The sequence below is a fragment of the Blastococcus goldschmidtiae genome, assembly GCF_031845325.1.
Classification (GTDB): Bacteria; Actinomycetota; Actinomycetes; order Mycobacteriales; family Geodermatophilaceae; genus Blastococcus; species Blastococcus goldschmidtiae.
In genome coordinates this window covers 35,552-50,553 of the sequence record NZ_JAVREI010000005.1, presented here as the reverse complement: position 1 = coordinate 50,553, position 15,002 = coordinate 35,552, and the positions used below count along the sequence as shown (strand labels likewise).

Below are 15,002 nucleotides of genomic sequence, written 5' to 3'. Positions count from 1 at the left end.
ACGAGCAGTCGTCGGTATCGCTCGGAGCAGGGGACGCATCGGGAGGCCCGGTGAGCCCGACAAGCCCAGACAAGTCGACCGTCGCAGACGCGACACACGACGAGCAAGGGCGCAGTGCAGTCCAGCCCAGCGACGCCGCCTCCAGGCAGGTAGCCCACGACGCGCAGTCCGCGGACCGCCGGCGGGCAGCCGCACGCGGACGGCGCCTCGGATGGTTGGACATGACCGCGCGCCGGCTCAGCGAGCCCGGGCACGAGCGCGCCCCGGAACGTCGGTCAGGGAGATGAAGCGGCCAGGGCAGACACCGCAAGCACGCGTGAAGCGAGCAGACATAAGGCTTCCAGAGGGACGGCGGGACGACGGATGCGTAGTCGCCGCCGGTCGGCCGCCGGTCGGACGCATATGAAGTCGTCTTAGGGCCGATCCCCTGTAGTCGCTTGTCCCGGGCGGGGTTGCTCGATGGCCCCGGGGTGCAGTCGGGAGTCTGGCATGAGCACCGACGAGAGCGGAAGTCGCTGCGGGCCAGTCCTTGTGTTGAGTTAGTGCAGGAGAACTGTCAAGAGGCGACCCCTACGGGGTCGCCCACGGCGCCCGGTAGGCACGGGGTCGGCCACAGGCCGCGACTCAGGCGCTGCGCACCCTTGAGCCGCGACCTGCGGTCGACCCCCCGTCCGTCGAGGGCGCCACAGGAGCCGACGCAGCGCACGGGCGCCCTTCGGGCAAACCCGTGCACCACGACGACCCCCGCGGCCAAAGCACTCACTACCGAGGGGCCGGGAGGAACGGAGGGTAGAGACAGACCCGAGCTACGTTGCTACCTCAAGTCATGGGGCGCGCCTGACGGCGCGCCCTCGCGCCCCACGCCGTGGGGCGTTCAAGGAGGTCATGGGTGCTCACAGGTCTACTTGCGTCCGCGCGAGAGCTGCGCAACCCGCTAACTATCGGATACTCCGCCCTGCTGACATTCTGGCTCCTCGCCGGAGAGGAACTAGCTTCCGCTGCCCGCAGTGATCCGCTCGGACGACGCCTTTTGGTGGCGGTCGACTCCATCGGCGATGCGGGACAGCTCGCGCTGTACACATTCGTCGCCGCCATCGTCGGCTCAGTTCTTTGGAACATGGGCATCGCGAAGCTGAATCGCGCACTTACCACCCTCAATGGGCACCCCGACTGGCCTGCCTTTATCGACCAGGCAAAGCAGGCGGTCCGGGATTACGAGCAGTACAAGGTCGTTACCTATAAAGGGACCACGGCCGGTGGCCGCTCGCCTTTCGACGCCGACCACACCGTTCCTTCTACGCGATGGGGGGCATACCTTCATGAGCGCGTGGACGAACGCGAGCGCAAGGCTGCCGAGATGTCTTTTCGCGTCACGCTGGCGGTAGCGCTAGTCCCAATAGCCATTGCCCTTGGCGTTGAGGGTGGTCGCATGTGGTGGTGGTTCGTCGCTGCGGTCCCGTTCGTGTGGCTTGACGTCGCCCTGATCAAGTACACGACGCTGCGAACGGTGCGCCGCTACGAAACTGAGGACCTGCAATCTGAGCTGGAAAGTAAGAAGACTTCGTTGGGCTTCGCGGAGAAGCCAGGGAGATATGAGCACCTCGAAGAGGAGCAGCGAGCCCACTATGAAGCCCAAAGACTTAAACAAGTCGAAGGACTGCGGGCGGATATCGACGAGATCGAGGCGCGCCTGCAACGACTCAACGAGGAGGCTGCGCGGCGACTTTCACGACTGTTCGCACTCCTCGAAGGGGAGGCTGCTGGGTAGTGAGCGCTCCGGTCGCCTCCTCATGGTTGGAACTCCTGCGAGCCAGGTGGCTTAACAGATGGCGACAGCCCTTGGGGGTGGGCTAGCTAGCGAAGGGTGCGGTTACCGAGGATTGTCGTCCTCGACGCGCCGCATGCTGGTCTTGGCGTGCGGCATTAGCCGCTCGGCCAGCTGACTAAGGGGCCACTTCAAATTAGTTGAGTGAACCTCCGCAGGCCACGCTTCCGCCAGCACGTCCAGCTCCTTCCTTAAGAGGATTCGGACCGCTGCCTCTAGAGCGTAGAACCCTTCCGCTAACAGTTCCGGCTGCTCTTCGCCATGGTGAACGATTCTGGCTCTCAAGCCCGCGCATCGCCCAATGCTGGGGTTCCACGTTGATGGATCGAAACCGGCGGCCGAGAGCCCGCTCTCGACTCCTTTCACGTCACTAGACTTTCCGCCTCCCTGAGCTGGAACCAGCGCTTCCAGAGCGATCCAAAGATGAACGATCGCGTCGGGCGTCGGTCCCGAGCTGACCGCCCTCAGGTACCAGCGCGCAGCGACGTGGCTTGGCGTTTGATCATCGCTCGCCCAGTTCGCAAGTTTCTGCAGGCCCGCCTGCTGCGCCGAAGTGACCCGCTTGGTGGGCGGAAACGTCCGGACTCGCGCGGACATGTCCAGCATTCCCACGGGCTCGACGCCGGTGGAGTCATAGACGAGCAGGTCCTCTAGGACTTCCTGCTGTGCAATCCTGTCATCGAGTAGGGCCGCCACTACTGCCGTTGCCGCTAACACCTCATCGCGCCACATCTCGAAATGACGAGATAGGTGCTCACCGGTCGGAATCGTGACAGGCAGATGGCAGACCGTCAGTACCAACCCTTCACCAACTTCGACCGAACCTTTATGCATCGTCTTATCGAAGTGTGGAACCCAACCCGGTCGCTGCAAGATGTAGGTGGCTTGCGTCCTAACCGGTCCTGGAGTCTGGGTGATGACAACGCGGCCCGATGTGAACCTTTCGGGCAAGCCTGCGATCGGCATGCCCACGAACGCCATGCGAAAAATCGCGGGCGAACCATCCCATGACTTGATCTTGGCGGGACGGCTCGCGGCCAGGTCCTCGCCGTCCTGTTGAGCACGGCCGGACGGGGCCGACCCATAGTTGTGCGCGGCATTGGTGTGAAGCGTTCGAGCTAGGTCGCCGCCCTTCAGGCGGTCTAACGGGTTCCCCACGAGCAATGCCTACCAGGGAGGCGGCTGGCGGTGGGGGTGCCTTTACGTTTGCTGAGGTTCGCGCAGTCGGTCGGGCCGCCGGCCGCGTGTGGGACGACGTGGTCGAGGTCGGCCCAGCCTGCGCTCACGTGGCACCCCGGATGGCGGCAGGTGCGGTCGCGCGTGACGAGGAAGCGGCGCTGCCCCGCCGACGGGCTGTAGCGGTCCACGGCCGGAGGGGCTGCGAGCACCGGGCAGCTGCACGACGTGCCGGGGTGGGCCGGGCAGCCGCGGGCCACGAGGCGTTCCAGGTCCCGGCGGCCGGTGACCGCGAGGAGCCGGCCGCACGAGTCGGTGACGGCGATGTCGAGCGTGCCGCCGGTCGGCGCCTGCAGCCCGCCCGGGCACAGGGCGTCCAGCTGCTCGAGCAGCTCACGCAGGTGGGCGGCGGTGATCGCTTCGCCGTCCACTCTCCCACGGGCGCCGGAGCCGGATCGGGCACGAACGCGGCGGGCAGGGCTGAGCCCGCGTCGAGGAAGGCACCGACGCGAAGGGCTTCGAGTGGGGCGATCACCGTGACGTGCGCCGTGACCGGGGGCTGCTCCTGCCAGGGACGGAGGATCAGGTCGATGCCCGCCCCGACCCGCAGCATCCCGATGGGCCGCCGGTCCCCGGCCTCCTGCGCGGCGCGGGCGTGCGCGTCGAGCGTCTTCCGGCATGCCACCGCCTCGGGGTGCGGCATGCGCATGCTGAGCTCGCTCATCCCGTTCCCGATGCGCCGGACGCCGACGTCGGCCGCCAGTCGCGCCTGCTTGAGTCGGCGATCGACGGCCCCCGCGTTGAGAGCCACCAGCTCGCGGTGCACGCGTTCGCGCAGTCGCCGCACCGACAGCTCGGTGACGATCGGGAGCACGGCCCGTTCCACGGCGGCGACGACCGCGGGATCGCTGTCGTCGGCCGGACGTCCCAGCTCCGCCGCGATCGCGCGGGCGCGCGGCCAGTCCAGCCTTCCGGCAGCCAGCTCCGCCCAGGTCGCAGGCAGCCGGGTCGCGAAGATCTGGGCCTGGTCGAGCAGCGTCACGGGAGCCGTCCGGCTGGTGTTCAGGATCAGCGCCAGCTCGTCGAGCACGAATTCGCTGACACCGTCGGGCCCCACGCCGGCGGCCCCGGCTTCCCCCGGGCGGGGGTCGACGGGAGCGGGACGATCTGCCGCGATGTCCAGTGCCAGCTCGAGCTTGAACGCGGCCAGCTTGGCCTCGGCGGCAGTGACCTGCTGCATCAGCGCAGCCGATTCGGACGAGGAGCGCCGGCGCGGCAGCCAGGCACCCAACCGGTCCACCTGGGCCTGCGGCTGGGGATCCACCGGCTCCCACGGTGACGGCGCGGCGTCGATGGGCACGACGGTCACACCGACCGCGAACCCTCCTCCCACTGCCATGCCCCGACGCTAGCCCCGGGGTCTGACACTCCTGGGGCGTTGACCAGCTGGTCCGCGTCTTCGAACGGTGCCGGGGAGCGGCCGGATCCACTCGGCGGCAGGTGCGACGGCGGCACCGCCAGAGCGGTGCCCCCGAGCAGTCGATGACCGCTCGGGGGCACCCGTGCACTGCCTTTCACGTCGGCCGCCTCAGGGGGTGAACGTCACCTGCTCGGCCATCGCCAGCATCTGCTCGCGACTCAGACCGTCGCTCCCCAGCAGCAGGAACAACCGGTCCGCGCCGGGTAGCTGGCCGACGACGTACCAGCACGCGCACGAGCCGTCGCCCCCGTCCCCGAGTGCCATGCGGCCCGCGCCGCCCTGGATGGTGACCGGTTCCGGGCCGTCGGCGAAGGTGAGGCCCTCCAGAGCACCGTCGAGCGCCTCGTCGCCGCCGAAAGCCCACAGGCTCAGTCGGAGCAGTTCGTCAGGCTGCGTCGCGCTGACCAGGTCGATGCTGCGGCTCTCCTCGTAGCCGCCGACCTTCCAGCCGGCCGGCGCGAGCCCGAACTGCAGGTCCAGGGACTGCGGCCGGTCGACGATCGACGCCGCCACGGGGAGCAACGCCGACGTGCTGCTGTAGGCACCTTCGCCCGAGACCGCGACCCACAGGCCATCGGGCCGTTCCCACAGGAGGTCGATCGACCCGTCACCGCGCAGGACCTCAGCCTCGGCGGCACCGACCGGAACCGTCCCCGAGGGCTGGTCGCCGAGCCCGACGTCGTCCATGCCTCGTGGATCCTCCGGGTACAGGACCACCAGCACGCGGTCGCCGCTGTCGGAGGTGTAGTCGGCGGCGTGGACCAACGGCTGGTCACCGAAAAGGGGAACCCCGCCCCAGCGGCTGAACATCGGCCTCACACCGGGCGGGGGCGCCTCGACGGTCAGGGGAAAGGTGACCACCTCGGCCGCGACGAGGTCGATCGCGCCAGGAACAGTGCCGCTCGGCAGCTCCGTCCGGCCGCCTGGCGCAGCTGGGCGATCGGACGAGGCGACGGCGATGGCGACCACCCAGGCAGCAGCGAGGGCGAGAACCCCGGCGCCCAGGCGGACGAGCGTCCGGCGCCGTGCGCGAAAGCTGGCCCGTCGACCGCTCCGGGCGTCCTCCGCCAGCTGGCGGGCGGCCACCACGGAGGCGGGCTCGTCACGGAACAGCCCCTCGAGGGTCCGCGGGAGGTCCTCCGAGCTTTCGTTCCGGAGCAGGTCGAGGAAGCTCTCGGGCAGGGACGGGAGTGCTTCGTCCCGGACGCCTACCGCCGCGGCGAGCCGGGCGTCCAGCTCCTGGTCAGACATCACGGGAGGCCTCCTGGTCACGGTCGGACGTGGACAGTGCGGCACGCAGCCGGGTGCGGGCGCGGTGGAGCCGGACACGAACGGTTCCTGCAGGGATGCCGAGCACCTCGGCCGCCTCGGCAGGAGTGAGCGACTCCCACGCGATGAGCGTCATCAGCTCACGGTCATCGGGCGTGAGCAGCTCCAGCGCCTCGTGCAGGCGTCCGTCCTCGTCGTGGCGGCCGGCAGGGTCTGGGATGCAGGCGCCTGTCTCACCGAAGGCCGCGGCCAGGCGCTCACCCAGCCGGGCAGCACGTCGGGTACCCCGCACGGTGTTGGCCAGGCACCGCCGTGCGATGCCGAAGAGCCAGGGACGGATCTCGTCGGCGTCGACCGGCACGTCGTCCCGGCGCCGCCAGGCGGTGGCGAAGGTCTCGGCCACGACGTCGAGGGCGTCCTCGCGCGACGCCGTCCGGCGAAGCGCATAGCCGAGCACGGCGGAGCCGTTCGTGCGGTAGGCGTCCTCGAGGAGCGAAGTGGAGGACGGGGGCGGGTGGTCGGGAGTGGGCGCCGGTCGGCCCTGCATCGCCATCACACACCTACATGTCCGGCACACGGTCGAGCGTTACGGCGTCGGCGTGCCGGATGGGCGCGGCAGGAACGACGGAGGGCCTCGACCGGCGGATGCGGGTCAAGGGCCTCGAGTTGCTCCCCCGACTGGACGTGAACCAGTAACCCTGCGATGTGATCCTGGGCCGCTTGCTGCCGTTGGCTCGCCTTGAATATGCAGGTCAGAGGCACCGTGGGGCGTTGGCTGCGACCGCTCGTGATGGCTGGTTGCGGGAGCATCGGGTGCCTAGAGAGTGCCTGCCGAGGGGCCCGTCCCAGCGACCTCAACGCCAATCTTCTCCCAGGCAGGGGACGTCGTCGGCGCCGGCATCGCCTACGTCGACCGGCCTGCTCGAGCGGCCCCCGCCCGACCGGGAGCGCGCCGCCGTCGCCGGGCGGCGCCGCGCTGCAGCGGGAGGGCCCACGACCCCGTCGGCGGCGGCCCGCCATCGATGACGCATGCGATGTCGCTGTAGGTCAGTCGGCTCCGCCGTCCGACTGCTCCTCACCTCGCGGTTCGACAGCCTCGTCACTGTGGATCACAAGGGTGCCGGACTCGGCTCCCGCGTCCTCGAGACGCCAGATGAGCTCTCCGACGTGCCGTTGCAGCCGCTGCCACTCGTCGTCCGGGTGCGTGGCGCCTCCGTCGAGCTCCCGGTGCTCTGCGAATGCCCGCAGGTAGGCCTTCAACCCCGCCCCCAACGTCATCAGGTCGTATCCAGACAGCGTCACGCTGTACGTCGTGCCGGGCTTCATCCCGCGACCGTAGGCAGTCCGTCAACACGCTGACCGGAGCGTGTCGACGACCTCCGTGGGTTACCTCTGCGCGGTCACCGCCCTCGGTGGTGCGTGCACAGGACTGCTGGCACGCCGCGTCGAGCGCGCGATCCACGACCAGCACGGCGAGGGACTGATCTCCACCGAGACAGGCCAGGGGCCATGGCTGCGGCGGCGTGCCCGAGCGTCGGGCGGCCCGTCGACAGCGCCCCCTGCCCCACCGAACCTTAGGGCAGGGGCCGCTTGTCGTCGGTCCTGAGCTCAGCGGACCACCGCGTTCAGTCGGTTACCCGGCTCACCGGAACGCCACGTGGGGGTGATCCATGTGGTTGGCCGTGGCGGATCCACGGTCTTCCATCGCACGCCACGCCCAGCCGGTCCACGGACCGGCGATCCGCTGCCGCCAGATCACGCTCTCGACGCCGAGTCGCGCCGCGTTGTCGATCACGAACTGGGCGACGGCGTCGCCCTTGGCCCGATCGGAGTAGACCATGAAGTCAGCCGCGCGGCCCTGGGTGGGGGTGTGCCCGGGGCGGGTGACGACCGTGGAGACGCCGAACCGCTCGGCGATCTCCTGGACGCCGGGCCGGACGTGCGGATCCCACGCCCCGTAGGCGCTGGAGGGAGCAGCCGCTCTGTGGGCCGGGGCCGGGGCCGGGGCCGGGGCCGGGGCCGGGGCGATGGCAGACCGATCCACCCCTCGGCTGGCGCGCTCGGAAGCCGCGCGCGGCGCGGCTGCCGGGACCGCCTCTCCGCTGAGGACGAGCCGCTGACCGACGCGCAGGACGTTCGGGTTCGCGCCGATCGCCTCTCGGTTGAGGGCGTGCAGCTGCTGCCAACTGGTGCCGTGGCGGGCGGCGATCCTGCTGAGCGTGTCTCCCGCCCGCACGGTGTACGCACCCGAGCCGCTGGCCGCTGACGGCGTCGGGCCGAAGCCGCCGATGCTGAGCACCTGACCGATGCGCAAGACGTTCGGGTCGGACCCGATCGTGTCTCGGTTGTCGGCGTGGATCGATCGCCACGAGGTGCCGTGGCTGGCCGCGAGCTCGCCGAGGGTGTCGCCGGAGCGAACTGTGTGGTCCCCGGAGTGGGCCTGGGCGGGGGCGATCATCCCAACGGAGACGGCCGCTGCTGCCGCGACGACCACGGCGGGTCGTGCCACGGCCGCCACGACAGGGTTGCGGGTCGGACGGCGATGCCGCCCCTTGTAGCGCTTGGACATGGGTGATGACCCTCTCGCCGCCTACGGGGTTAGCTGTCGGGTTCGGGCGAGAGTTGCCCGGCCGCATCATGCGGCTTCACCCCAAGGCCCGAAGGCCTAGTCCTACGAGGTGGGTCCCCCGCGCCTGCCCGTCGCTTTCGACAGGACCGGTGACGGTGGGCAGGTTGGGCGGTGCCGTCATCCGGGTCCACCGCTCGGCGAACCTCAGCACGGTAGGCAGACCCCCGACGCAGGCAGCAACCCCCGAGCCAGTTTTCCCTGGCTCGCCCGCGAGGATGAACAACGCGTCACCGGGAGCCTGCACCGCGTGTACTTGTCAGCTCCGGCCGACCACTTCTTCCGGGGATAGCCGGTCTGGGAAGTCCCACCTCTGGTTGATGGCGAGCAGCCGGTAGGTATCGCGGCGCCGTAGCCGGCGGTCGGCCCTAGGTGCGGGCCCCGGTCTTCGTCGACGTGCTCCCCGGAGAAGGGCGGCACCTGGATTGGTGGACGTGGCCGAGGCGCTGCGGGCTCACCCGGACCGCATGCGCCCGGTCGCAGCCGATCGAGACCGACGCGCAGCCCGTCCAAGGGACCCCAGCTGGTGGCCCGCATTGAGCACAGCAGCCCGCGGGCGAGGCCGATCGGCGGTCGCCTGTCGTCGCAGTCGCTCCGCCCGGTTACCCGGAGCCCGACTGCGATGCCTGATCGCCGAGGCCCGGGAATGATCCCAGCTGCTCGGCGACCCGGGGCACATCCCGCCCTTGCGCTACCCGGTCTGCTCGCGGATCTCGAACACCATCCGCACGGCCCGCTCACGCAGCACGTCGGGATACTTCTTCGGTGCTGGCACTGCGCCACCCTTCCGTGGAGTCAGTGCCTCCACCAGACCCGGCGCGGTTCAGGTCGGAGCGACGACGGGTGTGGGATCGGTGCGGTTGTCCGACCGTGCCGTGCGCGCCAATCGACGCCCGCCGGTGAGCGACAGAACGGCAGTGAAGACGACGGCGCCGGTGAGGACGATCATCGTCCCGGAAGGCACGTCGAGGTGGTAGCTGAGGTTCATTCCGACGAAGCCGCATCCAGCGCCGATGACTGTGGACAGCCAGAGCATGCGGGAGAAGCGGTTGGTGAGCATCCTGGCTACGACGGCGGGGATCACCAGGGTGGCCGCCACAAGGGTGACCCCGATGACCGTAAGGGTGGCGAGGATCGCCAGTGAGAGTACGAGCATGAGCAGGGCATCAGTCCGGGCGACACGTACGCCGCTGACGTCGGCGACCTCGGGGTCGAAGGTGGCGAACAGCAGGGCGCGGTAGTTGAGGAAGATGACTGCGACGGCGAATGTCGTGATGCCGGCGAGGGCCAGAACGTCTTCGGCCGAGACTCCGATGATGCTGCCGAACAGCGCGGCGTCGAACGAAGGTCCTCTGCTGCCGTAGTGCGACAGCAGCGCCACGCCGAGGGCGAACGACGAGGTGGTGATGACGCCGATCGCCGCGTCGGCGCCGATTCGCCGGCTGCGGGTGACCTTGTTGATGGCCAGCGCGGAGGCCAGGCCCCACACCCCGGCGCCGAGGTAGTAGTTGATGCTGATGATGGAGCTGGCCGCAAACCCCCCGAAGATCGCGTGGGACAGGCCATGGCCGATGTAGCTCATGCCGCGCAGGGTGATGTAGACGCCGAGGAGGCCGCACAGGCCGCCGGCGAGGGTGGCGACGCCGAGGCCCTTGATGAAGAAGGCGTAGGCGAATGGCGCTAGAAGCGTCTCCATCAGGCGCTGGCGCGGTGATCGGCGGCGTCGTAGCGGTCGAGGACCACGGGCATGCCGAGATGCTCGAGCACCTCCACCGGGGCGCCGAACGTCCGCTCGAGGACGGGGCCGGTGATGACCTCACGCGGTGATCCCACGGCGAGGACGGTTCGATTCAGTGCGACGAGTCGAGGTAGATGGGCGGCCACGCCGTTGAGGTCGTGAGTGGTCAGGAGGATGGCGACGCCTTCGGCGTTGAGCTCGCCGAGCAGGTGGAGCATGTCGTGCCGACTCGTGAGGTCCACCCCCGTGGTCGGTTCGTCCATGAGCAGCAACTGCGGGCGGCGCAACAGGGCCCGGGCGATGAACATCCGTTGCTGCTGCCCGCCGGACAATTCGCGGATGTGCCGTCCGGCCAGCCCCTCGATGCCGAGGCGGCCCAGAACTCGGTGGACCTCGGCCCGCTCCTGGCGGGTCGACCACGGGAGGGTCCGCCCGGTACGGGCCATCAGCACACACTCGGCGACGGTGACGGGAAAGTTCCAGTTCACGGTTTCCAACTGCGGCACGTAGGCCACAGCGAGGCCTCGACGACGGGTGATGGTGCCCCGCTGCGGTGTGGCCGTACCGGTCAGAAGTCGCAGCAGGGAAGTCTTGCCCGAGCCCGAGGGCCCGACCACACCGATGAAGGCACCGGGGGGAATGGTGAGACTGACGTCTTCGAGGACCGGGCTGGCGTCGTAGCCGAATGTGGCGCCCTGGATTCGGACCAGGTAATCGATGGTCACCTGCTCGAGGTTCACTGCGGGTACGTGGCGTCGTCGCGGACCGCGGGAGTGGTGTCCAGGGCAGCGAGCAGGGACGCCTCGCCACCGAGGCCGTTGATCATGGTGACGTAGTTGTAGCGCATGAGGCCCGTCCAGGAGTGCTCGGGGTCGCCAGGCTCCCCGGGCAGGTCGTCGTCGCGCAGGGTGTCCTCGTACCGGGCGCTGGTGGCGCGGCCGATCTCCTCGAGTACGGCAGAGGGGAACACCTCCGAGCCGAAGATGACCGAAACGTCCTCGGCCCGCACCTGGTCGATCAGCGCCGCGACCTCCCGCGGCGTGGGGTCCTCGAAACTCTCAGGCTGAATCGCTCCGATGACTTCCCACCCATAGGTCTCGGCGAAGTAGGCATAGGCGTCGTGGTAGGTCAGCAGCTCCCTACTGTCCGCCGGAACCGACTCCTGGTCGGCCCGCAGTGCGTCGGAGAGCTCAGTGGCCTGGGCGTCGAACGCCTCGTAGTTGCGCTGATAGACATCCTCGCCGTCCGGATCCGCGTCGCTGAGGGCATCCCGCACCACAGCGGCATATCGGATCGCCCACGTGGGGTCGGTCCAGAGGTGCGGATTCGGCTTCCCCTCCTCCCGCGGGAAGGAGAAGTCGTAGATGTACTCGCTCTCCGGCAGCACCTGCGTCCCGACCTCCACCAGTGTCGCGCCGTCGGCCATGTTGGCCTCGGCCAGGTCCTTCGTCGGTTCCTCCAATTTCAGTCCGTTGATGAAGACGAGATCGGCCTCGGAGAGCACCACTGCCGCACTCGGCGGGGGGTCGAAGGTGTGTGAATTCGTTCCCTCTGGAACCAACCCGATGATCTCGGCGCGGTCACCGGCGATGCCGGCGACGATCGACGTGATCGGAGCGACCGTGGTGACCACCTGCAGTCGTCCATCCCCGTCGAAAGAGGACGTACCGCCGTCGGCACTGCAGCCGGCTACGAGCAGGCAGCTCACGACAGCCATGACAGTCGGAGCCAGGAAGCCGGGCCCGCGCACGGTGCTCATCACGGCGCGAGGCTATGAACCAACAGCGCTTGTTGCAACGCGGTTGCAACAAGGACTCCCCCAAAGCGTGACCTACTGGGCCGCGACCCCGAGCAGGCCCTGGGTCGAATCGGGAACTGCTGCACAGATCGGCGACAGGTCGGGACAGGCCGCCCGAGCTGACCGTGTGTGGGTGATGGATGGTCTCGTAGGGCGTCGGTCGACCGAGGCCGGCTTGCCGGCGTCGGTCGACCGAGGCCGGCTTGCCGGCGTCGGCGGCGCTGAGTGCGCTCGACCCAGGCGACGATCGCGATGCGCAGCTGCTGGCGGTTCGGTGTCGCGTGCGGCACGGCAGCACCCCGCTGCACGTCGAGCTGCCCGACGTCATGGAGCCGTCGTTGAGCACACCGACCCGGGTCGCGGTCCGCTCCGGGCAGCGGAGTGACCACGCGTTCTGACGAGTCGTCGACTTTCTCGCACCCTGGCCGGCCGAGCACCAGCCTGGCGCCAAGATCCGGGCGGAAGCTACACCGGCCCCGGGGACATCGGTTCGAGTGCAGGCCGAATCGTCACGTGACTGTAAGAGTGGGGAGCCACGATGGGGTGAATCCTGCTGTGCCGACCGGCGTGAGGTGACTTCGACTAGCGGGACAGCCCGACGCCGTGTTCCGATCGCGTCCTCGGACACGCTTGTAGGCCTTCCACTTTGGGCCGGCGTGGATCCAGGGAAGGAAGGCAGATGTCAAACACGAGCAAAAGTCGACGCGTGGGCGGCTCGATGGCGGTGGCAGGGGCCACCACCATCGCGGTCGCCGGCTCGTTGTTGGTCGGCCCCGCGGTGGGGTCGGCCTCCAGCCACCGGGAAGCTCCCCTGATCCTGAACGATCCCCTGGTCGACAACACCGACGTGTACGCATTCGTGTCGCCCGACAAGGCCGACACGGTGACGCTGATCGCGAACTTCGCGCCGTTCTCGGTGCCGGGCCAGGGGCCGAACTACTACCCGTGGGCGACCGGTGACACCGCCCGCTACAACATCAACGTCGACAGCAACGGCGACGCGACGCCGGATAAGACGTACCGGTTCACCTTCACTACCGAAGACCTCCGGCCGGAGGTCACGTACGAGGAGGCGGCCGACGGCACGTTCCTCTACAACAACGGGGTCGTCGACTCCTTCGATGACGAGAACCTGCTGTTCAAGCAGTTCTACACCGTCACCGAGGTGGGCGCCGACGGCACGGAGACCGTGCTGGTGGAGAACTCGCCGGTGGCACCGGACTTCGTCGGCGAGGCGTCGATGCCGAACTACGCAACTCTGCGGGAGTCGGGCATCTCGCAGCTGCAGAACGGTGGCACGGCCTTCGCCGGCCGCGCCGAGGACCCGTTCTTCCTCGACATCCGGGTGTTCGACCTCATCTACGGCGCGGACCTGTCCGAGCGGGGCGACGACACCCTGGCCGGCTACAACGTCAACTCCATCGCGCTGCAGCTGCCGATCGACGCGGTCGTCACCGAGGGCGAGCCGGTGATCGGCGTGTGGAGCACCACCGAGCGGCCGTCCACGCGCACGATGGCGGCCGACGGAACGCAGACCTACGACGGTGACTACGTCCAGGTCTCGCGGCTGGGCAACCCGCTGGTCAACGAGGTCGTGGTGCCGATCGGCCTCAAGGACGCCTTCAACAGCCTGCCGCCGGCGAAGGACTCCACCGTGCAGGCGGTGGTGGACCGGGTGCTCAACCCGGAGGTGCCGCAGGTGGTCGAGAAGCTGTACGGCATCCCGGCGCCGGAGGGCCCGCGCGATGACCTCTTCACCATCTTCCTCACCGGCATCCAGGGCCTCAACCAGCCCGCGAACGTGACGCCGGCGGAGATGCTGCGGCTCAACACCTCCATCCCGCCCGCCGCACAGCCCAACCCGCTCGGCGCGCTGGGTGGCGACCTCGCCGGCTTCCCCAACGGCCGCCGGCTGGTCGACGACGTGGTGGACATCGAGATCCAGGCCCTCGAGGGGGCGGTGAACGTCGATGGCCGCGGTGGCAGTCTCACCGGGGTGGAGATCGTGGAGCCGCTGGCCAAGGGCGACCTGGTCAGCAGCAACGACCGGAAGTTCGGGCAGACCTTCCCGTACCTGGCGCTGCCGTACTCGGCCACGGAGGTGGCCGGCTCGCTGGGTACCAACCCGACGGGTGGCGTGGCGGCCGGCGGCGGCGGTACCGCGATGGACACCGCCTCGGCACCCTCCTCGACGAGGGTCTCGGGTGCTGTCGCTGGCCTGGCCGGCGGCACGGCGCTGCTGGCCGGCGGAGTGCTGGTGCTGCGGCGCAACCGCAACCGCGGGACCGCGCAGTAGTGACATCCGGCAAGTCCGGCTCGGGCGCGCACCGTCGCGCCCGAGCCGGGTCCGGTTCCCGCTCCCGCCGCGTCCGCGCGGCGGGAGCGGGGCTGGTCGCCGCGGCGTCGCTGGTGACCAGTTTCTTCGCGGGCATGCTGTACGCAGGGCCCGGCGCGCCAGCGGATCTCGTCGCGGTCGCGGAGCAGCCCGTCGGCGATGCGCCTGCCCAGGAACCCACGGCGCGGTGGATCGAACCGCTCAACGCCGTTCCCGCCGTGTCGCTCGACGCCGCCGCAGCGCCGCCGGTGGAGCTATCCATCCCGGCCATCGGAGTGCAGGAAACCCTCATCGGTTTGCGGGTCAGGCCCGACGGCGAACTGCAGGCGCCCGAGGACTACGGCGACGCGGGGTGGTGGAGCGCCGGCCCGGCGCCCGGGGACCCCGGTGCGGCGCTCTTCGTGGGGCATGTGGACAGCCAAGAGGGGCCCGCTGTCTTCTACCGCCTCCGGGAGCTCCAGGAGGGTGATGTCGTGTCGGTGCGGCGCGCTGACGGCACCACGGCCGACTTCGTGGTGCAAGGCTCGGAGACTTTCAGCAAGGAAGCCATCCCCGACGAGGTGGTGTACCGGGCCGATGGGAAGCCGTCGCTGCACCTGGTGACCTGCGGCGGGGCGTTCGACCGCGCGACCGGCAACTACCGTGACAACGTGGTCGTGTTCGCCGACCTCGTGGAGGATCCCGGCACGCCGCCCGACCAGGCCGTACCGGACAACGAAGGGAACGCAGGGTGAGCTGGAGACGACGAGGTGCAG

12 protein-coding genes and 1 riboswitch are annotated in these 15,002 nt (G+C 69.3%); of the genes, 3 read left to right on the top strand and 9 right to left on the bottom strand.

Going from position 1 to position 15,002, the window contains the following annotated elements; genetic code table 11:
• Positions 1-1,033 precede the first annotated feature (1,033 nt).
• Positions 1,034-1,768, top strand: a complete 735-nt coding sequence (locus RM425_RS09505; RefSeq protein ID WP_311344953.1) for a hypothetical protein — start codon at positions 1,034-1,036, stop codon at positions 1,766-1,768.
• 102 nt (positions 1,769-1,870) lie between these two features.
• On the opposite strand, the gene RM425_RS09500 is transcribed toward RM425_RS09505, so the two are convergent.
• The 9 genes from RM425_RS09500 to RM425_RS09460 form a co-directional block, all read right to left on the bottom strand.
• Positions 1,871-2,983 (bottom strand): hypothetical protein, encoded by a 1,113-nt coding sequence (locus RM425_RS09500; RefSeq protein WP_311344952.1) that lies wholly within the window; start codon positions 2,981-2,983, stop codon positions 1,871-1,873.
• Between the two features lie 124 nt (positions 2,984-3,107).
• Complete coding sequence (locus tag RM425_RS09495) at positions 3,108-4,400, bottom strand: DUF222 domain-containing protein (protein WP_311344951.1); 1,293 nt, start codon at positions 4,398-4,400, stop codon at positions 3,108-3,110.
• A gap of 189 nt (positions 4,401-4,589) precedes the next feature.
• The gene (locus RM425_RS09490) at positions 4,590-5,735 is read right to left on the bottom strand and encodes a hypothetical protein (protein WP_311344950.1); all 1,146 of its coding nucleotides are present in this window, start codon (positions 5,733-5,735) and stop codon (positions 4,590-4,592) included.
• Positions 5,725-6,303, bottom strand: a complete 579-nt coding sequence (locus RM425_RS09485; RefSeq protein WP_311344949.1) for an RNA polymerase sigma factor — start codon at positions 6,301-6,303, stop codon at positions 5,725-5,727. Before RM425_RS09485 ends, RM425_RS09490 begins: the two co-directional genes overlap by 11 nt.
• A 494-nt stretch (positions 6,304-6,797) precedes the next feature.
• The gene (locus RM425_RS09480) at positions 6,798-7,076 is read right to left on the bottom strand and encodes a hypothetical protein (protein ID WP_311344948.1); all 279 of its coding nucleotides are present in this window, start codon (positions 7,074-7,076) and stop codon (positions 6,798-6,800) included.
• Between the two features lie 316 nt (positions 7,077-7,392).
• Positions 7,393-8,259, bottom strand: coding sequence for a LysM peptidoglycan-binding domain-containing protein (locus RM425_RS09475; RefSeq protein WP_311344947.1), 867 nt, complete (start codon positions 8,257-8,259; stop codon positions 7,393-7,395).
• A 64-nt stretch (positions 8,260-8,323) separates the two neighbouring features.
• Positions 8,324-8,472, bottom strand: a riboswitch (cyclic di-AMP (ydaO/yuaA leader).
• A 727-nt stretch (positions 8,473-9,199) separates the two neighbouring features.
• Complete coding sequence (locus RM425_RS09470; RefSeq protein ID WP_311344946.1) at positions 9,200-10,072, bottom strand: metal ABC transporter permease; 873 nt, start codon at positions 10,070-10,072, stop codon at positions 9,200-9,202.
• A complete protein-coding gene (locus RM425_RS09465; RefSeq protein WP_311344945.1) occupies positions 10,072-10,839 on the bottom strand; it encodes a metal ABC transporter ATP-binding protein in 768 nt (255 codons plus the stop codon). Before RM425_RS09465 ends, RM425_RS09470 begins: the two co-directional genes overlap by 1 nt.
• 11 nt (positions 10,840-10,850) lie before the next feature.
• Positions 10,851-11,873 carry a metal ABC transporter substrate-binding protein gene (locus RM425_RS09460; RefSeq protein WP_311345111.1) on the bottom strand — a complete coding sequence of 341 codons (1,023 nt, stop codon included), beginning with the start codon at positions 11,871-11,873 and terminating at the stop codon, positions 10,851-10,853.
• 718 nt (positions 11,874-12,591) lie between these two features.
• Here RM425_RS09460 and RM425_RS09455 point away from each other — a divergent pair.
• The gene (locus RM425_RS09455; protein WP_311344944.1) at positions 12,592-14,208 is read left to right on the top strand and encodes a DUF4331 domain-containing protein; all 1,617 of its coding nucleotides are present in this window, start codon (positions 12,592-12,594) and stop codon (positions 14,206-14,208) included.
• Between the two features lie 113 nt (positions 14,209-14,321).
• The gene (locus RM425_RS09450) at positions 14,322-14,981 is read left to right on the top strand and encodes a class F sortase (protein WP_311344943.1); all 660 of its coding nucleotides are present in this window, start codon (positions 14,322-14,324) and stop codon (positions 14,979-14,981) included.
• Positions 14,982-15,002 lie beyond the last annotated feature (21 nt).